Here is a 24,287-nt window from a genome sequence, read left to right on the forward strand (position 1 = left end):
AGAGTGATTAAGTTTAGAGTTATTAATTAGTTATTTTTTTCTTCTTCTGTTGTTGTTAACATTCATGGAACCTGATCTTCCAAGATAAGTCATTGTTGTTCTGAAGCCGATGTGTGCAGTTTTCACATCTTGAAATTCATAAGTTCTTGTACTCGTTTCCAAGTAGTGGGCAATGTCTTTCCAAGATCCGCCTCTTACTACTTTTCTTTTTTCATTGGGATTGTCATACTTCGGATCAAGATCCCAAGTCAACGCTCCACCAACTGGACTGTAAGCGTCCAATACCCATTCGGCTACATTGCCTGACATATTGTAGAGACCAAATCCATTCGGAGCGAAAACATCCACGGGTGCAGTATATGCAAAACCGTCATCGATGTAATTTCCTCTTCCGGGTTTAAAGTTGGCCATCAGACAACCTCTTTTGTTTTTGAGGTAAGGACCTCCCCAGGGATATTTGGCAACTTCTTTACCTCCCTTAGCAGCATACTCCCATTCTGCTTCGGTAGGCAATCTGAATTCCGGATAATCGAAATCAGATTTGTCATTGGCATTTAAATGATAAGTCCTCCACTCACAATACATATGAGCTTGTTCCCAACTTACTCCGACAACGGGATAGTTATCAAAAGCGGGATGATCAAAATAGAACTCCATCAGCGGATCTCCATAATGGAATGTAAAGCTTGTGTTCCAAACAGTCGAGTCAGGCAACACCTCATCCAAATTGAAAGTGGGTGGGTCTTTCAAAGTAGAAGGAGTGGTGTAGCTGTACTCACCTAATCTGACCGCCTCTACAAATTGCCTGTACTTGTTGTTGGACACCTCGTACTTGTCCATGTAGAATTCCGAGATTGTGATTTGTTTGTTCAATGCAGATTGAGTAAAAGCAATATCCTCATCTGATTGCCCCATCCAAAAAGTCCCTGCTTTGATGGGTACCATGTCGCTAGGCAAATTCTGCTGCCAGATTACCCTCTTAGGAACACCAGTTACTTCACCCCTTCGGTTGTCTTTTTCACTGGCTGAACCCTTCTTGCCTAAAAGTCCACAACTTGGTAGAACTGCTCCTACCAATAGGGCTAAAATCAAGGTGAAAATGCGTGAATTCATTTTTCTAGACATAAATTACATATAATAGTTTATTAAATATCTTGTCTATTTTTCAATAAGAACAAGAGCGAAAAGTAAAGTAAATTCTTAGAAATACACAAATTTAATTTACCTAATTCCAATATTTTTTTTAAAACCTGAATCTGGGAGTTCGCTGGATTGTCCTTTGAAACTCTCTGGTAACATCCGGTAAAACATAAGAAAGCATGAACTCATGACTTGCCGGAGCCTTGGCTTCTATACCTCCAACCACCAGGTCAAATGCATATCCTATCCTCAGTGAATTATCCCTTAGCAAACTATATCCCATCAGGAGGGACACAGATTCTTCACCTCTGAAAGCAAGACCTCCACTTATTTTCTGATTATATGTGGCTATAACGCTTACATCATAAGAAAAATTATTAAATGAAACAGTTTTCAGTAAAATACTTGGCTCAAATTCCCAAAGTGCAAAAGTTTTGATCCGGTATCCTGCCATAAGGTAAGAATGGTTTTTTAATTGATTTTCCAATGAGCCCTCTCCAAAATCAAAAACAGGTTCGTTGATATGACGGCTGCTCAATGCCAGATAATATTTACCTCTGTCATAGATTGCCCCGGCTCCAAAATTAATTGTCATCTGGGTTTCTCTACCGGTGGATGGAAAATTTGGTTCTTCATTGACAAACTCCAAATCATCGTAATTGATGGTAGTGGAGAAAATACCCCCCATGGCACCGATGCTCAAAACTCCCATTCGAAGCTTTTTATGGTAAGCCATGGACAGGTTGACTTCCTGATTGGTGGTGGGGCCGATGACGTCATTGACAAAATTCAGTCCCATCCCAAGTTTTAACTTATCTATTGATCCTGATGCCGAGACCAATTGAGTTGTAGGTGCAGGTCCGTTATTACCGGAATAATTCAGCCATTGGGACCTATGTAAAGCTGAAAATCTATACCCCCCTTCTTTACCGGCAAAAGCTGGATTGAAGTAATGGGTATTGTACATGTATTGGGTAAATTGGGCGTCTTGTTGGCCATTGACTTCCAAAATGAAAAAACTGCTCGATATCAGTATCAGTAGAACCTTTAAATAAATAAAATCAAGCTTGCCCATGCATAATCGTTAATCTATCAAAACTCTATTATACACCTTTAAACTCATTATTACGATAAAAGATTGGAAGAATTACAAATTATTTGCCTTTTTTATATATAATTCCAAAGCTCCTGTCATACTTGGTGCATTTGGCATAGGAGCTTCAATGTCCAAAATCAAGCCATGATCCCGAACCTCTTGGGCAGTAGTAGGCCCAAATGCAGCAATTCTGGTATTATTCTGTTGAAAATCAGGGAAATTATGTTTGAGGGATTTGATACCCGAAGGACTGAAAAATGCCAGTATATCATACTTGATATCCCTGAGGTCATTTAGATCTGCCGCAACCGTGTGATAAATAATTGCCTCTGTAAAGGCAATGTTGGCTTTGGTCATATAATCCGGAATTTCAGCCTTTCTAATATCGGAACAGGGAAACAGGTATTTTTCGGATTTATGCTTTTTGAAATAATCAAAAAGATCTGAGGCTGTTTTTTGTCCTACAAACAGTTTTCTCTTCCTGATGACTATATATTTTTGGAGATAATGCGCTGTCTGATCAGAAATACAGAAATATTTCATGTCCACCGGCATTTCTATTTTTAACTCCTTACATATAGTAAAGAAATAGTCAATGGCATTTCTGCTTGTAAAAATTATGGCCGTATGTTTCAGAATATCTATTTTCTGCTTTCTAAAATCCTTTACAGAAACAGGCTCTACTTGAATAAATGGCCTAAAATCAATCTTTAAATTGTATTTTTCAGCCAATTGGAAGTAAGGAGACTTATCGTCTGACGGCTTTGGTTGTGAAACTAATATACTCCGTACCGGGTTTAATCTGTCTTTGGTAGATTTAGTCATAGTCTTAATCTTCTCCTGTTGATTACTTTTCTCTTTCTTTCACCCAATGATAACCTTTGTCAATATCAAAAAGGGGACTATTTCCGCGCTGCAAATGTAAACAAATAAATGGTAATTTTTAAATGACAACCTATTAGACATAATTATAAATAACATCCCCACTCCAAATAGATATATCCCAAAAAAGCCATATAAGAGATATTTGATAGATTGCTCAAATTCCAAATAGTCATTCAAGACCAAAAAACTAACTATAAAAGCCATCCCGAATATTAAAATGGAAATAATCCTGAGAAGGTAAAAAAAATGTGCCGTCACAATTTTACCCAATTCAAATACAAAGGCGATTATTCTTAAAAAAACAAACTTTAAAACTGATATAAGGACCAATATACCTGAACCAAACAGCCAATTCAAGAATAGCTGATTCAAATCCCCATTTACAAGGTCAACCCAATTTCCTGTCCCCAGATTTTTAATAAAAATCATCGACAAAAGAAAAACCAGCATATTGACTATCAATAAATAGAATAAAATATCAATGGAAAAAAATTTCTGAAGGGAATTGGACTCGGAAAAATCCTCAGCTGAAAATACGGCTGAAGGGGTAAGTATCAGTTTGAGCACCAAAGGATAAATCATCTTATATACAGCCAGCAAAAACAAAACTGTCACCACAGCAAAAAAGAAAAAATCATTGAAATTTGAAACTTCTCTTTTTTCTGGGGAAAACTCACCTTTGGTTTCTTCCCTGCTTATACCCATTTGATTATCGAAGAATCCTTTTTCAACTGAAATATCGCTTGGACTTATTCCATTTTTGAACACCCCCAGTAAAATTTCTTCTTTGTTGGCCTCAGCCACTAAATCCTTAAGATCGGCCAAAGAGATTATCAATGTGGTATCTTTTTGTGTGTAGACCCAAAGCTTTTCGCCCAAAAACAAGGTGGATTCTTCTGGAATGCTCAGCCTGTATTCGCTTTGAGGGAAATTTTTGATATCAATATTGACTTGAATGGCGGAGTTGTTTTTGCTTTTTCTATTTGGATATAACTCTTGAATTCTATTGTTATAATTCTCCAAGACCTGGGAATTGGAGTCCAATGAAATCTCAAAAAATGAAATAAATAAAAACAGCATAAACAGTTCTGCACGCATCTTTAAAACCTCCCTGTAAATCCAAAATGAATTTTTGATTGGTTGAGCGCAAAGTTCTGAACGTTTGATCCCCCCAATCCATAGATGAAATTGAAAATACCGTTACCCGTCTCCAAACTTAAACCTAGTCCAGCAGAAAAAGTGTTGTCTACCTTTAATCCTTGTATGTTGTTCTCAATCCTTCCCATGTCGGCAAAAATCATAAAATAAGAGTAGGTATCAAAATAAAATCTTGGCTCCAAATTAATATATAGGTATCTATCGGCAAAAAAGAAGTTTTCATTAAATCCTCTGATGCTTTGGAGACCTCCCAACCTGAACAAATCATTCAGAAGAAGATTATCGTTTTGAACCAAACCTCCGCTAAGTCTTGAAAACAATCCCCATTGTGTATTAAAATAAAAATGTTTTTCGATTCTTCCCTCCAAATAATACTGCAGGGTTTTGAACATAACATCTTCATATAAAGACGGTGGAATGGCTGTATTCTGGATAATGTTTTTATTTCCTACCGCAAATTCCATTTCGGCAAAAACTCCCCTTCTTGGAAAAAAAACATCATCTACCCAATAATGCGAATAATTGATACCATAATTGTTGAATCTAAAATCCCCCGCTTCAGGCAATTCGGTTAGCTCCCCCAAACCCGCTGAACTCAATAAATCACCTGCCTGCCTCCTTGAAAAAAACTTCAAATATCCATCTGAATTGAATCTATACCCAAAACTAAGGCGAAAATCCCTGTTTAAGAAAGTGGTGTCTTCCTTTAAAAGGGAAAAAGAAATTCCCAAATCAATCGATGAACCAAATAACAAGGGTTCGAAAGCTGCAATTTTAAGATTTTGGGAAAATTGATTGAACCGTTGCCAATGGAGTTCGTAATTACGGCCCGTACCCCCCAAATTATACAACATGACATCAAATTGCCCGGTGACCAATAATTTGCCTCCTTCGAGTTCATTGGGAAGAAAACCAATGATGCCATCCACTGAATTGATTTTTCTATCATTGATGGGCAGATACAATGTCGCCTCTTCATTTTGAAAACTCAACTCCGGTTCTCCTGCCAATCTGATATAAGGAAGGTTTCTGACTTGTTGAAACCCATCTGTTACTTTCTTTTGTGAAAAGGGTTCGCCGGGCCTTATCTGAAGAAATTTGGTGAGAAATTTTGGTTTTGTCTTGGTATCACCGGTCAGTTTTAACGTATCAAAAACGATAAATGGACCCAAATCCAAATTCAACGCAGCAGCAAACCCATTTTTAATCCTTTCCAGACTATCTAGCCTGATTGAAGCAAATGGATAACCTTTGTTTTCAGATTCCCTTACCACCGATTCAAACAAGCGGGAAACCTGCCTGAAATCAAAAGGCCTATTACTGAATCTTCTCAAGTCAACTCCCGCTTTGACCAGTATTACTGACTCAACATTTCCTTGCCTGAGCTCAACCCATTCAAATTTAACCCCTGGCTCCACGGATATCCAAAGGGAATCCTTGGACGATTTGATCAATTTCTGCTGTGGATCCAAATAACCCAATTGATGCAGTTCCTGAAATTTTGTTTTGATAAAACTATTCCTTGCTAAAGAATCCCTGAAAACCTGTTCTTCCGTACTGTTTAAATCTCCTTTAAAATCCAACCTGAGCCATTTATCCGATTGGGAAAATGAATTCAGGGATACCAAAAAAAATACCGGTAGAAGTAATAGTAGGGTACTTTTCAATTTTGAGCAATTGGTTTAACTATCTTTGAAGGCTAAAAGTAAACAATTTGTCCGGTATCTACATCCATATTCCTTTTTGTAAGCAGGCCTGTCATTACTGCGATTTTCACTTCAGTACCAATACCAATAGTACTGTTGAAATGATCGAAATGATTTGCCGGGAACTGGAATTGCGCAAAAATTACCTGGGCTCAGATAATCCGGTGGAAAGTATCTATTTTGGCGGGGGAACTCCCTCACTTATTCCCTCCCCCCAAATAGAAAAGATTCTCGATCAGATTCACAAACATTTTACCTTGAATATCAAAGAAGTAACCCTAGAAGCTAATCCCGATGACTTAAACCACGTAAAGCTCCAGGAATTAAAGGCTTTGGGCGTAGATAGACTAAGTATAGGAATCCAGACTTTTGATGCAGGAATTCTCCAATTTTACAACAGGGCACATTCGGCTCAAGAATCTTTGAATGCTATCGCATTGGCCAAAGCTGCCGGATTCCAGAAACTTTCTATAGATCTGATTTATGGATTCCCGTCGGAAAACCATGATATCTGGATAAAAGATCTTGAAATTGCTTTGGCCCAGGATCCCGGACATATCAGCAGCTACTGCCTCACCGTGGAGCCAAAGACTGCCTTGGGCAACTGGGAAAAAAAAGGAATTTACACCCCCTCCACAGATGACTTTGCCGCAGAACAGTTTGAAATGCTTATGGAGTCAATGGGCAAGGCTGGATATGTCCAATACGAAATCTCCAATTTTGGACGACCAGGACAGTTTGCTATTCATAATACCAATTATTGGCTTGGAGTGCCTTATCTGGGAGTAGGGCCCAGTGCACACTCATTCGATGGGAAAATCAGGGGAGCCAATATTTCGAATAATGCCCTTTATATCAAAAATCTGCAAAGAAACGAACTTACCTTTTCTGAAGAAGCAAGCTCAACCATTGACACCGCGAATGACTACATCCTCACTTCACTCAGAACCATTTGGGGACTGGATTTGGGATACCTTCGTGGAAATCTTGGGTTTGATCTCCTTCGATTAAAAAGAAAAGAAACAGAATTACTTTTCAATGAAAATCTGCTCCTAAAGGAAAACAACAGATTGTTATTGACTGCCAGAGGCAAACTCCTTGCAGATAGTATAGCTGCCTCCCTATTTTTGGAATAATTACCATAACTTTGCGCTTCCATGACAAACAACAGATACAATTCCGGTCGGAAAAAAGATGCGGCACCTTTGGAAGAAGCTTTCAATGAATTATTGAAAGCTTACAGGCTCAAAGACAAATTTGATGAACGACTTCTGATGCAAGCATGGCCGGAAATGATGGGCAAAACAGTAGCCACCAGAACTTCCGGATTGTATATCAAAGACAAGAGGCTTTTTGTAAAAATTACCTCCGGTCCCGTAAAGTCCGAACTGAACATGAACCGGACCAAAGTATTGGATTTGATAGCTTCAAAATTCGGAAAAGGAATCATTGAAGAACTGGTAATCCTCTGAACTAATCCTGGGCAGCAAAGACCTTTTTCATTAAATCAGAAGTTCTTTGCAAGGGGTTTTCCCTGATATTTTTTTCCTCCTCGGCTATCAGGATAAACAATCCATCAATTGCTTTCTGGGTAACATAAGCATTAAGATCAGGATCAATTTTTTGTTTGGAAAAAGGGATTTTGTTATAAGAAGAAGCCAAATCTGCATAGTATTTTGTGGCACCGACTTCATCCAAAGATGCCTGGATTTTGGGTTTGAAAAGTTCTACCAGTTGGGTATTTGTTGTCCTTCTCAAAAAATCAGTCGCTGCGGATTGCTCCCCTTTCAATATTCCAATGGCATCCGTTATATTCATTTGCTTAATGGCATTTATAAAGATAGGCTTTGCCTCAATGGCAGCACTTTCTGCACCTCTGTTGATGGCCATCAAGGCTCTGTCAACTTCTCCTCCCAATCCCATCTGACGGAGGGTTCTTTCTACTTTTTTTGCATCTTCAGGCAGCATTATCTTGATGAGTTCATTTTTGAAATAGCCATCTGTCATGGAGGCTAGGTCGGTCCCTTTTACAATTCCCTGTTCCAGGGCTTCTTTCAAACCTGCTGCAACCTGTTCCTGAGAAAGGGGAATCTGTCCTGACGTGACATCTTTGAGCAGTTTATTGATCTGCGCTGTAGAGCAACCATAAAAAAAGACAAAAAGCACCACCAAAGGAAATTTAAAATAACGCATAGAATTTTTTAACATTAATTTAGAGTTATGCCCGTTAACGCAATCAGGATATTTAAGTTTGTTTCTGTAATATTGTGTTTGATTTTCTAAAATGCTTAATATCCCAAGACCATATATCGGAAAAGTAAGTGTTTTGGTAGCCGTCTTAGCATGGTTGGCTTTACTTTTTGTAGATATCACAAGAATTTTTGAAACAGTAAACCGTCTGGAACCTAATATGGCTCCCGAGGTCTCTTATATTTTGGAGATCCTATTCTTTATTACTGTTTATTTATTTTACAATTATTCCATCAACAAAAATGAGGATAGGGATTTCCTCAACCTGATTTGGCGCGGGGCTTCAACAGGACTTCTGGCCGCAGCAGTGGCTCTTTTGATCAATCTTTTTTATCAGATGCTTGGTGAAGGGCGATTGGCATCCGATCCTCTTTTGAAAAATTTCTTTTATCACGTCAATTTTGCGTTGATTACAATGTTCCTGATTTCTTGCACGCTGCTTTGGAAGCATTTGATTCTGTATCAAAAAACCAAAAGAGTGGTACAACAATGGCAGGCATTCGAAATATTACTGCTGATCTGTATGTTTTTCATTTTCTTCAATGAAAACAACCTTGATTACAGCTTTTTATTTGGATTGACATTTCTGACTTTTTTCTCTGCCTCTTTATCCATCAACTTAAAATGGATTCCTTATCTCACCTTTAAAGAAAAATGGAAGTCTATCCTCTTTCTGGCTATTATTTTGGCCTCTACCTCCTACCTGTTTTTCGAGGTAATTTCTTACAGTGGCAGTAACCTTACATTTGTAAATCTGACGGACAACCTGTTTTTAATGGGTCTTTTTGCATTCGTGTTGATTTATTCGCTATTCAGTTTTTTGGTCACGCTTTTCAATTTACCCACCTCCTCGGTTTTTGAACAGAAACTGGTTGAGGCCATTAATTTTCAACGTCTAAGTCAATCTATCAAACCCGGTCAGGACGAAACACAGGTTTTGGATGTTTTGATCGATTCAAGCATGAGTGCAGCTTACGCCGATGGGGGATGGCTTGAATTGTTGGACAGCGAGCAAAGTCCACAATTTATTCAGGAAAGATTTATCAATGAGGAAATACGGAACGAGTTGTATGAGCTCATCAAAAATACCAAACCGTTTTCTGAATTTAAATGGGATTCCTCAGAAAATGAATCCAGGATTTACCAGGGAAAAATCCCCCATAATATCTTTAAATCCGCTTTGATGATACCTTTACTGGTAAATAAAATAACTATTGGCCGGTTGTTTTTGATCAAAGAAGTGAAGGATGGTTTCAATAAAGAGATGGTCAATATCATAAACACCTTTGTAGGACAGGCCTGTATTTCGGTCGAAAATTACAGACTGCTGAATGAGGCCATCAAAAATGAACGCTACAAGGAAGAACTTAAAATTGCCCAAAGGGTTCAGAGAAGTTTACTTCCTACAGAACTACATCATAATGAGACATTTGAAATAAGTGGTTTTTCAGAAGCTGCGGATGAAGTAGGGGGCGATTATTACGAAACAAAAGAAATTGCCAAAAACCTGTTTGCAATCATCATTGGTGATGTCTCTGGAAAAGGTACCTCAGCTGCATTTAATATGTCCCAGATGAAAGGGATTTTTCATAGCTTGGTTCAGCTGAATCCCAGTCCGGGAGAATTTCTCGCCAAAGCCAATATTGCACTAAGTCAATGTCTGGAGAGGAACCATTTTATTACCACTTCTTATTTTTTGGTAGATACCCAAAATAAAAAAATAAAATACAGCAGGGCGGGACATTGCCCTACTCTGTTCTATGACGCCAGTTTGGATACCTGTGAATACCTGAACTCAGACGGTTTGGGTCTGGGAATCGTCCGTAATTCTCTGTATGAAAATTACATTCATGAGTCCGATTTTGATTTCGAAAAAGATGATGTGCTTGTGTTATTTACTGATGGCATCATTGAAGCCAAAAATAAATCAGGAGAAGAGTTCGGATATGAAAGACTGAAGAAAACGCTCAATAAGCTTCATAGTTTTGCCAGCAATGAAATTCAAAAGCGGATAATGGAGGAAATTTATCGGTTTGTTGGCCAAAACAATTTGCCTGATGATGATTTTTCATTATTGGTCATCAAATTCAAATTATAACCATCACCCCTATAAAGCGTATAAAAAATGATGTTAAAAATAGAAAAGAACGTTGAGAATGACCACTCTATCCTTAGTTTGAACGGGGAAATTGATGCCAGTAATTCCGTAGATTTGGATCAGGTGATCAAAGAAATTATTCAGGGCGGTGCCAAAAATATTTTGGTGGATTGTTCAGGTCTGGAATATATTTCCTCAGCAGGGCTCGGTGTATTTATGTCATATCTGGAAGAATTTCATGAGAAAAATATCAGGTTTGTGATTTTTGGATTACAGGAGAAAGTATTTCAGGTTTTCAATATTTTGGGATTGGATCAGCTCATGACTATCAAGCCCAATAAACAAGAGGCTTTGGAGGAAATAGTATGACTCATAAATTGAAGCTATATTGCGATACCAACAGATTGGCGGAGCTGAGGACTTTTCTTGACGCTATCCTTCAAAAAACCAGCCTTTCCGAAATTGAACAACATCAGGTAATCCTGGCTGTGGAGGAAGTTTGCTCTAATCTGATCATCCATTCCCACGATTGCAATCCGATTGAATTCATTGATTTGGAAGTCTCCCTTGAGGAAACGCTCTTGAAATTTGAAATCCGGGATTTTGGGGCGGGATTCAATATCCTTGAATATCAGGAACCTGAAATTTCCCACGTCGTCAAAACCAAAAGAAAAGGCGGACTTGGAATAATTCTGGTCAAAAGGATTATGGACAAAATAGAATTTGAAACAAAAAACAACGTCAATATCTGCAGATTATACAAAAATCTGAAATCCAAATAATTGTTAATTAACACATCATAAAACCGAAGGCCGCCCGTATTTTTCAATTTAATTTGTAACATTGCAGCATAATTCCAGAATACCGTTTATGATGAATTCAAATCACCTTAAGCTTTTATTATTGGTTTTGGTCTTTTCATGTAGTCCTAAATCTACTATCAAAACACCGGACCAAATACCCGATGCAAGGCTACCGCTCCTAGTTATTGGAGATGAGGAAATCTTTGGTGATGAATTCTTTTATATGCTCAAGAAAAACAGGGAATTCAAAAACCCTGAAAACAAAATCAGTCCCGAGGAATTTGATGAGAATCTTCAACTTTTTGTCAATTATAAACTCAAAGTCAAAGAAGCCGAATCCATGGGTCTGGATCAAACGGATGAGTTTTTGAAAGAGTATGAGATGTTCAAAGATGATCTCACACAACCATTTTTAATCAAAAACTCACTTCAGGAAGGAGAACTGATGAAAGCTTACAACAGGATGAAAGAGGTCATCCGGGCCAGTCATATTCTTTTACAATTTCCCCCAAATGCCAGTCAGGCAGATACGATTTCTGTATTGAGAATGGCACAAAAATTAAAAGCCGATGCTGAACAAGGTGCCGACTTCAATGAACTGGCGTTTGAACATTCTGACGATCCTTCCGCAAAAAACAATAAAGGAAGCTTGGGTTATTTTACTGCACTTCAGATGGTATCTCCTTTTGAGGATGCCGCCTATGGATTGCAAGTGGGAGAGATTTCAGAGCCGGTTTTGACCAATTTTGGCTACCACATTATCAGACTGGAAGATAAAAAACCCAATCCCGGTGAAATCCGCGTATCCCATATCCTTATTAGAAGTCAGGAAAATGAACCTGTTTCTGAAGAAAGGGCTTTGAGAATGGTCCGGGAAATATATGCTGAGCTTCAAAAACCTGAAAGGGAATGGGAGGAAATCTGTCAAATGTATTCCGAAGATCCTGCAACCAAGAATACAGGGGGAAATTTACCTTGGATTGGCCTCGGTTCGGTTATTCCGGAATTTGAAAGAGCCGCATTTTCACTCACTGAGGAAGGAGAAATCTCTCCTCCTGTCAAAACCCCTTATGGCTATCATATCATCCGGTTGGAAGAAAAAAAACCTCTTGGAAGCTACGAAGAAATGGAGCAAATGATCAAATCCAGGGTTCTAAGAGATAGTAGGTCGACACTGATACAATCCCAAGTAGTAGCTATCCAAAAATCCAGATACGGATTTGAAGAAAATGAAAGAAATGTCGGAGAAGTCGAAACTATTTTTTCCCAAAACCCAAGATCTGATGTCCCAAAGATAATTCAGGAAAAAAATCTTACCGACTCTGTATTGTTCAGCATCAACACCTCCCCCAAAAATGTGGGAGATTTTCTTGAGTTTATAAATTCAGGAAATGAGATCGTCCGAGGTAATCCGCAGAATTATTTTGCCAATTGGTACGATAAATATGTAGAAGTCAGCCTTCTTGAAGCCGAAATTGAAGACCTTACCAATAACAATCAGGAGTATAGGTTATTGATTCAGGAATACAGAGACGGTATTTTGCTATTCTCTCTGATGAATGACCAGGTCTGGCAAAAGGCAATAGAAGATAGTATTGGTCAGGTAAAGTATTATGAGGAAAATGTAGACAAATACCAATGGAATGAGCGTGCAAATGCCCTTATCATTACCATTGGCAAAGAAGAAAGCATTCCTTCCGTAAGAAGATTCCTTGCAGGTAAAAAATATCAATCAAATCTGGCTGACCGATTGGAAAATACGTTCTTATTGGATGATCCTTTGGCATTTACACTGACTGATGGCCTTTTTGAAATAAATTCCCATCCCATATTGAAAGCTGTCGATATTTCCAAACCAAACCAGGAACTAAGATTGGACAACAAAACTTATTTTGTGGTGATTGGAGAAATACTTCCTCCCGGACCCAAAAAATTTGAAGAAACACGAGGTAAAATAATTCAGGATTACCAGGAACACCTGGATAAAGCACTTATAGCTTTTCTTAAAGAAAAATACTTAATCCAAATCAATGAAAGTGAGAAACAGAAAATATTCGATGTTACGGTCGATAAATAATTGGCTGTTTCTATTCTTACTGGCCGGAATTTCATCCTGTGATTTATTTAAGTTCAAATCATCAGAAGATCAGGAAGATGATCCCATATTGGCATCTGTTGGGAACCAAAACCTGCGAAAATCAGAACTAAGTTTTATTACAGGAGGAAGCAACAGTTCCGAAGACAGTGCAAACATAGCTGCAAGCTATCTTCAGTCCTGGGTCAGAAAACAACTTATGATCAAAGAAGCGGGAAAATCAATGACCTTTGATGAGGGAGAAATCAACAGAAAGCTTCTGGATTACAAATATGCCCTTATGGTATATGAATTCGAAAAAAAATATGTAGAGGATAACCTTTCCAATGAAATATCCCAAGACGAGATAGAGGAATACTATCAGGCCAATCAATCCAACTTCAGCCTCAAAGAAATTATTGTCAAAACAAATTTTCTGAAGATGGAAAAAGAGGCCTCGGCACAGAACAGAAACATGGAAAGGTTATTGAAATCCAACAAAAAATCAGATATCGATAACCTAAAGGAATTGGCCTCCAAACAGGCCTCCAACTATTTTCTGGAAGATTCCACTTGGGTCAAATTTGAAGACATCATCATCAATACCCCACTTTCCAATCATCCGAACAAAGTTCAGTTGCTGAAAAACAACAGCCTGATTGTAACCGAAGATGAAAGATATCGGTATTATTTTAAAATACTGGAATACAAATTGCAGGATCAGATACCTCCGAGAGAATTTGTACAAGATGAAATCACAAAGATCCTATTGAATAAAAAAAGGATAGAACTTGTGGACAAATTGAATAAAGAAATATACGCAAGAGCACTGGAAAATAATGAATTTATTATTTATGAATAGTTTGAAGTATTTATTGATCCTTTCCCTGATAATGATTTCGGCCACTGTAGGATTTTCACAAACCGAATCAGATGCTGAAACCGAAAAACCTTCAGGTCAGGTGTTGGACAAAATCGTTGCCAAGGTAAACAACTATATCTTACTCGAATCTGATGTTCAAAAGGCTTACATGGAGGCTTTGGCACAATCCCAACAGGGATTTGAAGCACCTTCAAGGTGTGATGTATTTGAATCACTCCTGATCAACAAACTGATGGTAGCCAAAGCAGAGATCGATTCGGTCCTGGTCACAGATTCAGAAGTATTGATTCAGGCAGACCAGAGGTTCAACATGGTCATGCAGCAATTCGGCGGTGATGAAAACATGTTATTGGAAGTTTATGGAAAATCCTCTGACCAACTGAAAAAAGAAATAGAAGAAATGCTCAAGGAGCAGTTGATCGTACAAAAAATGCAAGGCAAAATCACGGAGGGATTAACAGTTTCTCCTGCTGAAGTTAGAAAGTTTTATTCTTCCATACCCAGAGATTCACTTCCGTTTTTCTCAGCCGAGGTGATGGTAGGACAAATAGTCAAGAAACCAGAAGTAAACCGCGCCACAAAAGACAGTTTAGCCAATCAGCTTTCAATTTTCAAGGAGATGATCAATGACGGCTCTTCTGATTTTCAGACCCTTGCGACCAAATATTCCCAAGATCCGGGTTCAGCGATTCAAGGTGGAGAATTGGGATTTTTCCGAAGAGGAGAACTGGCGCCTGAATATGAAGCTACTGCTCTTGGACTGAAGCTGGGAGAAATAAGCGATCCAGTTGAAACTATGTTCGGATTTCACATGATCCAGCTTTTGGAAAGAAGGGGAAACACCTTTAATACCCGTCATATTCTTTTAAGACCCGAACCAACAGAAAATGACATCAGAATCGCTGAAAGATTCCTGGACAGTCTCAGGACACTTATCGTGGACGAAAAAATTGACTTCGCCAAAGCCGCTAAAGATAATTCTGATGACCGAGCGACCTCTGATAATGGCGGCTTTTTTACTGACCCTGCTACAGGTTCCAATAGACTTACTTTAAGAACCTTGGAGGATCCCATTTTATATTTCACTCTTGACAGTATGGAAGTGGGCAACGTAACCAAACCGTTGAGGTTTGAAAATGAAAGGGAAGGAACTCAGGTTCGGATTTTATATTACAAAGAAAAATTTCCTGCCCATCGTGCTAACTTGGATGATGACTATGAGAAACTAAAAGCAGCAACTAAGAGAAAAAAAGAGGAAGGTCTTTTGGGAAGATGGTTTGTTACAGCCAAAGAGGATGTTTATATTGACCTAGACCCATTTTACGACCGATGTGATGCTCTCAAAGACCGTTAACATCCCGCTGTTTTGTATCGGGGTTATGTAGGTCTTTGTATTATGAATAAATCTGGCGATTTGGGAATAACTTCTGCTGCGGCAGCTGTTTTGACCCCGCCTGATGAATGGCAGGGTCAAAACCTGAAATGAAGAGACTTGATTTCTACTGCAAGATTTTATCTCCCCGCTTCAGCAGAATTTCTGATACTTGACCTGTAGCTTCGCTTAGACCTTATCCAAAGCCTGACTGATATCCCATATTATATCAGAATAATGCTCTACACCAATAGATAGTCGGACTAACCTTTCACTGATCCCAAGTCTTTTTCTGTCTTCTTCAGAAACATCCAAATGCGTCATGGTAGCGGGATGCTCTGCAAGTGATTCCGTACTTCCCAATGAAACAGCCAACTTGATCAGCTTGAGATTGTTCAGGAACAGAAAGGCTTCTTTTTCACCACCCTTAATATCAAATGAAAGCATTGCCCCGGCACAGGTATGTTGTTTTTTGAAAATGATATATTGGGGATCTCCTTCCTGTAAATGACCAAGATAGTACACCTTTTCTACCTTGGGGTGGTTTTTCAGAAAATCCGCCACCTCCAATGCATTTTTGGCCTGTTGGGTCATCCTGACCTTCAAAGTCTCCAAACTTCGCATCAGCAGCCAACCTGTCCAAGGACCTGCCATATTTCCCAAAAAAGTCCTTAAAGTCCTCACCCTTTTCATATATTTTGTTTTTCCCAGTACAGCGCCAGCTATTAGGTCAGAGTGTCCGCCAATGTATTTTGTAGCCGAATACACCACCAAATCGACTCCCAGCTGCAATGGATTTTGCCATAGCGGACCCATGTAAGTATTATCGACACATACCACCACTTCCTTTTCTCCATAGGAAAGCCGATCAGCTACAATCCTGCAGACAGAAAGATCAAAAAGCGCATTGGTAGGATTGGCAGGAGTTTCGACATAGACCATTTTCACCTTATCAGATAAGCCAAGGGATTGAATATGATCGAGAATTTCTTCAGTGGTTTGGTCACTTGTAAAGCCTACACCTTGAATATTGTATTGTGGCAAAACCTTGTTGATAAAATGATCTGTTCCGCCATATACCGGCATGCTGTACAGCATCATGTCTCCCGGTCTCAAAAACTCCAACATAACCGTTGAGATGGCAGACATCCCACTTTCAAAAACTGCACACTCGTCTGCCTTATCCCATAAGCAGAGCCTTTCTTCCAGAATCTGTAAATCCGGGTTGTTCAGTCTACTGTAAATCAACCCCAGTTCCTCGTTTGGTTCTTTTTCTCTTTTTCCATAAGCCACCTGGAAAAAAGCCTTCCCTTCTTCGGCATTTTTAAAGACAAAAGTACTGGTCTGGAATATTGGGCATTTAATAGCCCCTTCTGACAATTCTGGCTTGTAGCCATGGGTCATCATCAAACTTTCAGGCTGGAAATATCTCTCTAACATTATATTTGGGTTTATGCAGGCAAATGACAGTAAAATCCCGCATATTGTCAAAGGGAGATTTAAAATATTATTTTGAAATTGAAACCAATACTTTATAAATGTTCTTTAAATTTAGAATAAAACCCTTTAATTTAAATTTTTTAAAAAATATAATTTGGAAAAATGATTTTTTCTAAGGCTTCTCTTAATTAAAATAGCGGAAGCTTCAATGCAAAAATAATTGTATTCAGTTTAAAAGGGAACAGTATTCTTTTTATTGAAATGGGAAGTAAAAACGCATAAGCATTTGGTTAGGCATGTGGTTGGTCTTTTCGTGGAATCCGCCACCCCCTTTACCTTACCAACAACTTTCTGTTATATTCTCTTTCCCTACTTCTTATATTGACAATATATAATCCTTTGGGAAGTCCTTGGAATTCTATGGTATCAACACCCATAGAAGGAACAATATGACGGATTTCATTTCCCATGGCATCTGTGATTTTTACAGCATTCACTCTGTTGATTCCTTTGAAAGACACCGTGACCATTCCGAAAGATGGGTTTGGATAAACCCCGATTTCCTCTGAGCTTATCTCCCTGTTGATGCTTGTAATCAGATTGATATTGACTGCAAGGGTGCTCGAACTTCCGGAATTACAACTGTTCATAGGAGTAACTGTAAGTATAAAATCCCCTTCTTTTTCCCACTGAACCCTTACTTTATTGGTTCCCTGACCACTGATTACTTTTCCTGCATTTCCACTTATAGTCCACTGAAAATTGACATTGGCCACATTAGTGACTTCATATTCCTCTTCAGTCAGGCCTACAGTATCAGGGCCGGTTATTTCCGATGGTTTTTCCGGCGGTGTCAATACCTGAATGGGTTTAGTATATGTAGTCCCCTGTCCGCAGGGATTATTTGGCGTGATTTTCAATTGTTGCTGACCCAATGAAGTCCACTGAACAGTCACATTAGGGGTTCCCTGACCTGCAGTAATCAATCCACCTGTCACTTCCCATACAAAAATTGTCCCGGGAATTTCATTGACTGAATATTCCATAAAATTATTCAGACAGCCAACGCCTTCTCCTTCAATATTGGTAATTGCTTGGGGTTGGGTAGAAACAAGAACTTCCAATCCCTTGGTTTTACCATTTCCGCAGTTGTTTTTTCCTCTCACCAAAACAGCATTTCTACCAGGTATATCCCATCGGACTTCTATGCGGTTAGTTCCCTGTCCTTCCAGGATGGTACCTCCATCCACCCTCCATTCGAATTCTACATCAGGTCCCTCATTATTCTGAACAGTATAGACCTGTTGGGATAAACAGATATTGTTTTCACCAAAAATCACCGTTGCTTCTTCCGGAACCTGGCAGCTGTAATTGAACAAAGAGCCCTTTTCACCTACTGCGAACCCACTGCTTAAGTCCCCAAAGCTTATGCCTGTAAAATCCTGAAAGGTTCCAGTAGGCATTGGGGTCCAGCTATCTCCCCCATCTCTTGTCACCATAATCAGACCTCCTTGGCCTGTTACGAAACCCACCGATTCATCCAGAAAATCCAGGGCATTTAGATCCTGACTTATTCCTGCATTGATCTTGACCCATGTCTTACCCCTATCTGTAGACTTGAGGATAGTTCCGGCATTTCCGATGACAACTGCTGTTTGCTCATCCAAAATTTTTATTCCTTTCAGATTTTCCGTTGTGGTTGAGTTAACGGCTTGCCAATTTTCCCCGTCTTCCGTCCTTGCCATAAAACCACCGTTGCCAATCAGAATCCCTGTTGAGGTATCAAAAAAATTCAAGTCGATCAAAGTATTGTTGGGACTGTTTAGGGAAATTGCTGTCCAAGTCACCCCTGAATCTACTGTACGTGAAATAAACCCATTGTCACCTACAATATAGCCTGTGGTATTATTGAAAAAATATAACCCATTGATGGATTCAGTTGTACCCGGAGTCAGGGAGGTCCAATTCCCGCCGGAATTGGTTGTCCTTAATAATATCCCCTCATCACCGGCGATATAGCCGAAAGCATTTGTTGTAAATGCAAGGTCATTGAAAGTCACAGATAAAGGTCTGGAACGGTCCACGAGGGAATTTCCACCATTGGAAGTAGATAGCACCAAACCTTCAACGCCGATGATATAGCCAAGATTGGCAGTTCTGAACTGTGTTCCCGTATAATCCTTATCTCTTCCGGAAAGCCGCACACCCCAGCTTCCGCCAGAATTATTTGAGAAAATCACAAAGCCGTCTTCGCCTACGGCAAATACCATATTGGAAGCTCTTCTAAAACTTACCGAAAGGTAATTCTGTGTATTGTTGATATTGATACCATCTATGGTGGTACCGGCATTAACCGTTCTTAATATAGTAGCATTTTCCCCCAATATCACCCCAATGTTGGGATTGGTTCTATTGAAAGACAGGGTATTGAGATTTCTTTCAGTACCGCTGTTCAAAAGAGTCCATGTGGAACCTGCGTCTGTCGTTTTGACGATTGTTCCCTGCTGCCCTACTGCGAATCCGGTTTGACCGGAGGTAAAGTGAATGCCGTTAAGACTGTTGTTCTGACCGGTATTTTGAATATTCCAATTGTTGCCCCCGTTAAAAGTCCTGATAACCTGACCTTGGGCGGTGGCAATATAACCTGTATCCTGATTGACAAAATAAAGACTGTTCAGGTGGGCAGCAGTCCCTACGGATTGTCTGGCCCAAGATTGGCCTCCGTTGGAGGAACGGAATACCTGACCATTATCCCCGACAGCATAAACCCTGCTTTCTGTCAGAAACCAAACACTTCTCAGGGTTTCTGCTGTGCCCGCATTGGTGAGTTGCCAGTTTTGGCCTCCATCAGTAGTCCAAAACACTGCACCCCCTTCACCTACAATAGTCCCCAAATTCTCATTAAAGAATGCCATTCCCCACATTTTGTTCTTTGAGGGAGCTTTTTGTTCTGTCCAACTAAGACCGCCGTCTATGGTTTTTAAAATCACCTGATCACCGGCAATAAAGCCCGTTTCATCACTTGCCCAAGTCACTTCAGTAAGCTGATTACCCCAACCACCAACCCTTCTCCAGGTTTGAGAGTAAGAAATGCTACTGATTAAAATAAAAATAAGAATGGGTATTAAGCGCTTCATCATCTACATTTGAACTACTACTAACTTTACAAAAATAGGATTAAATCCCATAAATGAAATATTTTGGCCAAGCCAGAAAGGGCAATAAACTATACAATTAGGTGTTATTGCGCACAAACAGCAATAATGTCTTTAGAAACTCATCATTTACATCTACTTTTGTACAGAGGAATTTGAAAAATTATGAAAAATTTATTTCAATTCATTTTGATATCAGGGCTTTTAATCTCCTGTAACTCAAAAGAAAGAGTGAGCAAAGAAGTTTTTGATGAAGTGAACAAAAGCATGGAAGTCAAAAAACTCAGCGAAGCAGACATCATCCAAGCTGCTATGGTCTGGGGAGAAGAGATCAGTGGTGAAGCACAAAAGCAACTGATTACTGCCCTACAAGAAGCTATCGCCAATGACGGTGTCCCCGCAGCCATTCAATTCTGCCAGGTGAATGCCCTACCTATTCTCCAAGAAGTATCAGAAAAATACCAAGTTGAAATCCGAAGAGTATCCAATGATTACAGAAATCCTGCTGATAAACCCTTGGACTACGAGGAAGGAATACTGGATACCTACGTGTACAACAAGGAAAATAACCTTCCCAATGAACCCAATATTCAGAAAATTGAAGGGGGTGAAGTATTGCTGTTTACCAAAGCTATTATGATTCCCAATGCCCTCTGTCTCAACTGTCATGGCCAACCTGATAAGGAAATCAGTCCTGAAACCCAAAAAGTCCTCAAAGAACTCTACCCCGATGACAAGGCTACAGGCCATCAAATAGGGGATTTAAGAGGAATGTGGAGTATCCGGCTTCCCAAAAAAGAAGTCGTCAAAAATATGTGATTGTACCAAACCACCAAACTATGAATATTGATCTGTCTTTTCCTAAGATTACCCGTTTTTTGATCCTTCCAATCGCCTTTCTGTTTTTGGCCAATTCAGCCCCTGCTGCTTCCGTGTCAGTGTCTCCAAGCGTAACTTTTCCGGATATTGTACCCTTTGAACAACAAGTACAAACCTCAAATCATTATCCTACCCAAATTTGTCAAGAAGGTCTTTTGCCAAAAAAGAAAAAACGCAGAAAGCAGGATGAAGGTGGAGACGCTCAAAAAAAAGAAAATTGTGTAAATGAAGTAAACACTTCTGAATCTGAAGAAGGTATACATCCGGTCAAATCCTATCAGCAGCTCAAAGGAATCCTGGAAGAAGTGGATATGATGGTAAGTGGCTGGGTGTAAGACTAAAAAGATTTGAGATAGCTTTTTCGACGAGTCGGTTGAGATTTGAGCAGGGTCCGGTTTACTAAACTTTGCCTCAAAGTCTGCTTTAAAATGTTTTGGTATGACCATCATTCCTACTTTACCATTCTTTTAAACCAAAGCTTTTTTTTAATTCAGGTATTTGGAGTATTTTTCTTTTTCTCTTTCAAAAAGACCTTCAAAATGACCTCTCAACATTTAAAATACGGGATTTCTTTTTCCCTAGTCTTTGTATCTATTTTTTTGGCAGTTTCATGGATATTTATTCCTCAGGAAGCCTTTGAGCCCTATACCCAGAAAATCCCCGATTCCCCACAAAGTTTTGGTATGACTCCCATTCCCGGGGGTAAATTCATGATGGGCAGTTCGGGTGGAGAAGAAGATGAAAGACCTGTTCATCAGGTGGAAATCTCCCCTTTTTGGATGGGAACACATGAAATCACCTGGGATATCTTCGAGATGTTTTTGGATAAGAATTACGAGGAAGCCATTTCTGAAAAACCACTACCGGGTATAGTGGACGGACTCACCCGACCAAGTATTCCTTATCTCGATATGACATTTGGGATGGGTAAGGAAAACAAACCCGCTATCGGTATGACCCAATATGGAGCGATCCAATTCTGCAAATGGCTATACCTGAAAACCGGTGTATTTTACAGACTTCCCACTGAAGCAGAATGGGAATATGCGGCAAAAGCCGGTTCGGACAGCAAGTATTTTTTTGGGGATGATGAAAGCCTGCTGACAGATTATGCCTGGTTTGAAAAAAACAGTGAAGGGGAAACCCATACTATCGGCCTCAAAAAACCAAATTCCTGGGGACTTTATGATATTCTGGGCAATGTCATGGAATGGACTTCTGACCAATACGAATCCAATACCTACCACAGCAGGACAGATGCTATTCAAAAAGATCCTAAAATACCCATTCAAAAACTCTATCCCGGAGCTATCCGGGGTGGAAATTATAAAAGCCCTGCTTTAGATCTCAGGAGTTCCAAAAGGTTCTATTCCAAAGCCGACTGGAAGCGGATTGATCCGCAAATACCCAAAAGCCAATGGTGGTTTCCGGAAGCTCCCTTCCTGGGATTAAGGGTGGTAAGACCCCTACATCCCCCAAGCGAGTCCGAAATCAAAGCCTATTATGACAGGGCGCCGATAGCGGATTATTGATGGGTGCTGTCCGGTGACCGATGTCGGATGACCGATGACGGATGTTGGCATAAATCTATATTTAAACTTCTCTCTGGTTAGAAAACTGTGTATACTGGAAAGAATCTGAATATTCAAAAATATAATTGAATTTAAAAAATTAACACCTAGTGCATAACCAAAATATAAAAAAGAAAGATTTGAATTCATTTAAAATTACAAACAACATCAAATTTCAGAATGCCGGGGTCATCGGACATCCGTCATCGGTCATCGGGCATCGGGCAAAATAAAAATCGACAAAAGGGACAAAAGAAAACAAAAGGTTATGAATAGAACAACGTACAGGATCTCCTTTGCTTCCCTACCTTCGGCAAGCAAGCGCCTACTTTCTTCCTTTAATAAAGATTACTTAAAGTCATGAACAGACTGGCTAAACACTCCCGCCAAAAGACCGATAGGCAGGGAGCATCGGACATCGGACATCGGTCATCCGACATAAAAAAACAATAAACTCATGAATAACCAAAACCAAAAACCAAGGAGAGATTTTCTCAAAACTTCCGCGATACTCGCAGGAGGGATGATGATACAGCCTTTCTCCATTCCCGGTGCTTATGCAGCCGGCACAGATGAAATCAAACTGGCCGTCATAGGCTGTGGCGGTAGAGGAACAGGTGCTGTTTTCCAGGCATTCGAAACCGGCTATAATATCAAGCTTGTGGCCATGGCAGATGCCTTCAGGGACAGGATAGACAAAAGCTATACACCCATCATGGACAAATATGGCAGTGACAAAGTCGACGTCCCCGAAGAAAGGAAGTTTGTAGGATTCGAAGGATATAAAGAAGCCATCAAACTGGCAGATGTGGTGATATTGGCCTCGCCTCCCGGTTTCAGGCCTGACCATTTTGAAGAAGCGGTCAAGCAGGGAAAACAGGTTTTTATGGAAAAACCCGTTGCCATTGACGCTATTGGAATCCGAAGGGTACTTGCTGCCGCTGAGGAAGCCAAAAAGAAAAAGCTCAACGTCGTGGTCGGCCTCCAAAGGCATTATCAGGACAATTACAGGGAAACCATCAAACGCATTCATGACGGTGCAATAGGAGATATTGTAGGAGGACAGGTCTATTGGAATGATGGCGGTGTATGGGTCAACCCACGACAGGAAGGGCAGACTGAAATGGAATATCAGATGCGCAATTGGTATTATTTCAACTGGCTTTGCGGAGACCATATCAACGAACAACATGTCCACAATATAGACGTGGCCAACTGGGTCAAAAACTCCTATCCTGTTCAAGCCTATGGTACAGGTGGCAGACAGGTCCGCACAGGCAAAGAACATGGTGAAATATTTGACCACCATTCCATCACCTTTACCTATGCAGACGGTACGGTGATTTTCAGCGAATGCCGACATTTCCCCGGAGCAGCCAACAGGGTAGATGAATCCTTTCAGGGAACCAAAGGAAAAGTCTTTCTCAGTGCCGGTAACCATGGCAACCTGACAGACTATAAAGGCAACGCCCTTTATACCCATAACAGAGAAGACAACCCCAATCCCTATCAGGTAGAACACAATGAGCTTTTTGCGGCCATTGTAGCCGGGGAGTATAAGTTTGCCGATGCCGAGAACGCAGCAAAAAGCACCATGACAGCCATCATGGGCAGATACTCCACTTACTCAGGCAAAGTAGTGACCTGGGACGAAGCTTTGAATTCCAATGTGAATCTGATGCCGGACAAACTGGCCTGGGATGCCATGCCAAAGGTCCTTCCCAATGCTGACGGCTATTATCCATTTGCCATCCCCGGAAAAACCAAAGTGATATGA

General features: G+C 39.9%; 20 protein-coding genes. 12 read left to right on the forward strand and 8 right to left on the reverse strand.

Going from position 1 to position 24,287, the window contains the following annotated elements; genetic code table 11:
* Positions 1 to 30 precede the first annotated feature (30 nt).
* The 5 genes from porK to B9A52_RS04250 all read right to left on the reverse strand — a co-directional run bounded on the left by porK (position 31) and on the right by B9A52_RS04250 (position 5,946).
* Positions 31 to 1,125: a T9SS ring complex lipoprotein PorK/GldK gene (porK, locus tag B9A52_RS04230; RefSeq protein WP_084119135.1), complete on the reverse strand. Its 1,095-nt coding sequence runs from the start codon at positions 1,123 to 1,125 to the stop codon at positions 31 to 33.
* A 118-nt stretch (positions 1,126 to 1,243) separates the two neighbouring features.
* Positions 1,244 to 2,215, reverse strand: coding sequence for a PorP/SprF family type IX secretion system membrane protein (locus B9A52_RS04235; RefSeq protein WP_084119136.1), 972 nt, complete (start codon positions 2,213 to 2,215; stop codon positions 1,244 to 1,246).
* Between the two features lie 72 nt (positions 2,216 to 2,287).
* Positions 2,288 to 3,061, reverse strand: a complete 774-nt coding sequence (locus tag B9A52_RS04240; RefSeq protein WP_084119137.1) for a uroporphyrinogen-III synthase — start codon at positions 3,059 to 3,061, stop codon at positions 2,288 to 2,290.
* 39 nt (positions 3,062 to 3,100) lie between these two features.
* Complete coding sequence (locus tag B9A52_RS04245; RefSeq protein WP_084119138.1) at positions 3,101 to 4,219, reverse strand: DUF4271 domain-containing protein; 1,119 nt, start codon at positions 4,217 to 4,219, stop codon at positions 3,101 to 3,103.
* A gap of 2 nt (positions 4,220 to 4,221) precedes the next feature.
* Positions 4,222 to 5,946, reverse strand: a complete 1,725-nt coding sequence (locus B9A52_RS04250; protein ID WP_084119139.1) for a ShlB/FhaC/HecB family hemolysin secretion/activation protein — start codon at positions 5,944 to 5,946, stop codon at positions 4,222 to 4,224.
* Positions 5,947 to 5,993: 47 nt separating this feature from the next.
* Here B9A52_RS04250 and hemW point away from each other — a divergent pair, with 47 nt between their 5' ends.
* Positions 5,994 to 7,121 carry a radical SAM family heme chaperone HemW gene (gene hemW / locus B9A52_RS04255; RefSeq protein ID WP_084119140.1) on the forward strand — a complete coding sequence of 376 codons (1,128 nt, stop codon included), beginning with the start codon at positions 5,994 to 5,996 and terminating at the stop codon, positions 7,119 to 7,121.
* Between the two features lie 21 nt (positions 7,122 to 7,142).
* Positions 7,143 to 7,457 (forward strand): DUF721 domain-containing protein, encoded by a 315-nt coding sequence (locus tag B9A52_RS04260; protein WP_084119141.1) that lies wholly within the window; start codon positions 7,143 to 7,145, stop codon positions 7,455 to 7,457.
* A 1-nt stretch (position 7,458) separates the two neighbouring features.
* On the opposite strand, the gene B9A52_RS04265 is transcribed toward B9A52_RS04260, so the two are convergent.
* Positions 7,459 to 8,178, reverse strand: coding sequence for a DUF4197 domain-containing protein (locus B9A52_RS04265; RefSeq protein ID WP_084123380.1), 720 nt, complete (start codon positions 8,176 to 8,178; stop codon positions 7,459 to 7,461).
* 91 nt (positions 8,179 to 8,269) lie between these two features.
* On the opposite strand from B9A52_RS04265, the gene B9A52_RS04270 reads away from it, so the two are divergent.
* From B9A52_RS04270 to B9A52_RS04295, 6 genes are all read left to right on the forward strand, one after another.
* Complete coding sequence (locus B9A52_RS04270) at positions 8,270 to 10,333, forward strand: SpoIIE family protein phosphatase (protein WP_084119142.1); 2,064 nt, start codon at positions 8,270 to 8,272, stop codon at positions 10,331 to 10,333.
* Positions 10,334 to 10,363: 30 nt separating this feature from the next.
* Entirely contained in the window at positions 10,364 to 10,702 is a 339-nt protein-coding gene (locus B9A52_RS04275) for an STAS domain-containing protein (RefSeq protein ID WP_084123381.1), read from the forward strand.
* Positions 10,699 to 11,115, forward strand: coding sequence for an ATP-binding protein (locus B9A52_RS04280; protein ID WP_084119143.1), 417 nt, complete (start codon positions 10,699 to 10,701; stop codon positions 11,113 to 11,115). Before B9A52_RS04275 ends, B9A52_RS04280 begins: the two co-directional genes overlap by 4 nt.
* Positions 11,116 to 11,203: 88 nt before the next feature.
* Positions 11,204 to 13,213 carry a peptidylprolyl isomerase gene (locus tag B9A52_RS04285; protein ID WP_231955486.1) on the forward strand — a complete coding sequence of 670 codons (2,010 nt, stop codon included), beginning with the start codon at positions 11,204 to 11,206 and terminating at the stop codon, positions 13,211 to 13,213.
* A complete protein-coding gene (locus B9A52_RS04290) occupies positions 13,194 to 14,072 on the forward strand; it encodes a peptidylprolyl isomerase (protein ID WP_084123384.1) in 879 nt (292 codons plus the stop codon). Before B9A52_RS04285 ends, B9A52_RS04290 begins: the two co-directional genes overlap by 20 nt.
* Positions 14,073 to 14,103: 31 nt before the next feature.
* Positions 14,104 to 15,447, forward strand: a complete 1,344-nt coding sequence (locus B9A52_RS04295; RefSeq protein ID WP_394334902.1) for a peptidylprolyl isomerase — start codon at positions 14,104 to 14,106, stop codon at positions 15,445 to 15,447.
* A gap of 207 nt (positions 15,448 to 15,654) precedes the next feature.
* On the opposite strand, the gene B9A52_RS04300 is transcribed toward B9A52_RS04295, so the two are convergent.
* Together B9A52_RS04300 and B9A52_RS04305 are read right to left on the reverse strand one after the other, a co-directional pair.
* Positions 15,655 to 16,905 carry a cystathionine gamma-synthase family protein gene (locus B9A52_RS04300; RefSeq protein WP_084119144.1) on the reverse strand — a complete coding sequence of 417 codons (1,251 nt, stop codon included), beginning with the start codon at positions 16,903 to 16,905 and terminating at the stop codon, positions 15,655 to 15,657.
* 332 nt (positions 16,906 to 17,237) lie between these two features.
* Positions 17,238 to 20,045: a YCF48-related protein gene (locus tag B9A52_RS04305; protein WP_084119145.1), complete on the reverse strand. Its 2,808-nt coding sequence runs from the start codon at positions 20,043 to 20,045 to the stop codon at positions 17,238 to 17,240.
* Between the two features lie 180 nt (positions 20,046 to 20,225).
* Here B9A52_RS04305 and B9A52_RS04310 point away from each other — a divergent pair, with 180 nt between their 5' ends.
* From B9A52_RS04310 to B9A52_RS04325, 4 genes are all read left to right on the forward strand, one after another.
* Positions 20,226 to 20,879 carry a Tll0287-like domain-containing protein gene (locus B9A52_RS04310; RefSeq protein ID WP_084119146.1) on the forward strand — a complete coding sequence of 218 codons (654 nt, stop codon included), beginning with the start codon at positions 20,226 to 20,228 and terminating at the stop codon, positions 20,877 to 20,879.
* A gap of 20 nt (positions 20,880 to 20,899) precedes the next feature.
* The gene (locus tag B9A52_RS04315; RefSeq protein ID WP_084119147.1) at positions 20,900 to 21,274 is read left to right on the forward strand and encodes a hypothetical protein; all 375 of its coding nucleotides are present in this window, start codon (positions 20,900 to 20,902) and stop codon (positions 21,272 to 21,274) included.
* Between the two features lie 204 nt (positions 21,275 to 21,478).
* Positions 21,479 to 22,471, forward strand: a complete 993-nt coding sequence (locus tag B9A52_RS04320) for a formylglycine-generating enzyme family protein (protein ID WP_084123385.1) — start codon at positions 21,479 to 21,481, stop codon at positions 22,469 to 22,471.
* Between the two features lie 496 nt (positions 22,472 to 22,967).
* Entirely contained in the window at positions 22,968 to 24,287 is a 1,320-nt protein-coding gene (locus B9A52_RS04325) for a Gfo/Idh/MocA family protein (RefSeq protein WP_084119148.1), read from the forward strand.

The sequence above is a fragment of the Aquiflexum balticum DSM 16537 genome, assembly GCF_900176595.1.
GTDB classification, from domain to species: domain Bacteria; phylum Bacteroidota; class Bacteroidia; order Cytophagales; family Cyclobacteriaceae; genus Aquiflexum; species Aquiflexum balticum.

Excerpts from the sequence above, each read along its gene's own strand:
- porK (WP_084119135.1), bottom strand. The coding sequence starts at position 1,125 with ATGTCTAGAAAAATGAATTCACGCATTTTCACCTTGATTTTAGCCCTA.
- B9A52_RS04235 (WP_084119136.1), bottom strand. The coding sequence starts at position 2,215 with ATGGGCAAGCTTGATTTTATTTATTTAAAGGTTCTACTGATACTGATA.
- B9A52_RS04240 (WP_084119137.1), bottom strand. The coding sequence starts at position 3,061 with ATGACTAAATCTACCAAAGACAGATTAAACCCGGTACGGAGTATATTA.
- B9A52_RS04245 (WP_084119138.1), bottom strand. The coding sequence starts at position 4,219 with ATGCGTGCAGAACTGTTTATGCTGTTTTTATTTATTTCATTTTTTGAG.
- B9A52_RS04260 (WP_084119141.1), top strand. The coding sequence starts at position 7,143 with ATGACAAACAACAGATACAATTCCGGTCGGAAAAAAGATGCGGCACCT.
- B9A52_RS04265 (WP_084123380.1), bottom strand. The coding sequence starts at position 8,178 with ATGCGTTATTTTAAATTTCCTTTGGTGGTGCTTTTTGTCTTTTTTTAT.
- B9A52_RS04270 (WP_084119142.1), top strand. The coding sequence starts at position 8,270 with ATGCTTAATATCCCAAGACCATATATCGGAAAAGTAAGTGTTTTGGTA.
- B9A52_RS04275 (WP_084123381.1), top strand. The coding sequence starts at position 10,364 with ATGTTAAAAATAGAAAAGAACGTTGAGAATGACCACTCTATCCTTAGT.
- B9A52_RS04280 (WP_084119143.1), top strand. The coding sequence starts at position 10,699 with ATGACTCATAAATTGAAGCTATATTGCGATACCAACAGATTGGCGGAG.
- B9A52_RS04285 (WP_231955486.1), top strand. The coding sequence starts at position 11,204 with ATGATGAATTCAAATCACCTTAAGCTTTTATTATTGGTTTTGGTCTTT.
- B9A52_RS04290 (WP_084123384.1), top strand. The coding sequence starts at position 13,194 with ATGTTACGGTCGATAAATAATTGGCTGTTTCTATTCTTACTGGCCGGA.
- B9A52_RS04295 (WP_394334902.1), top strand. The coding sequence starts at position 14,104 with ATGATTTCGGCCACTGTAGGATTTTCACAAACCGAATCAGATGCTGAA.
- B9A52_RS04300 (WP_084119144.1), bottom strand. The coding sequence starts at position 16,905 with ATGTTAGAGAGATATTTCCAGCCTGAAAGTTTGATGATGACCCATGGC.
- B9A52_RS04305 (WP_084119145.1), bottom strand. The coding sequence starts at position 20,045 with ATGATGAAGCGCTTAATACCCATTCTTATTTTTATTTTAATCAGTAGC.
- B9A52_RS04310 (WP_084119146.1), top strand. The coding sequence starts at position 20,226 with ATGAAAAATTTATTTCAATTCATTTTGATATCAGGGCTTTTAATCTCC.
- B9A52_RS04315 (WP_084119147.1), top strand. The coding sequence starts at position 20,900 with ATGAATATTGATCTGTCTTTTCCTAAGATTACCCGTTTTTTGATCCTT.
- B9A52_RS04320 (WP_084123385.1), top strand. The coding sequence starts at position 21,479 with ATGACCTCTCAACATTTAAAATACGGGATTTCTTTTTCCCTAGTCTTT.
- B9A52_RS04325 (WP_084119148.1), top strand. The coding sequence starts at position 22,968 with ATGAATAACCAAAACCAAAAACCAAGGAGAGATTTTCTCAAAACTTCC.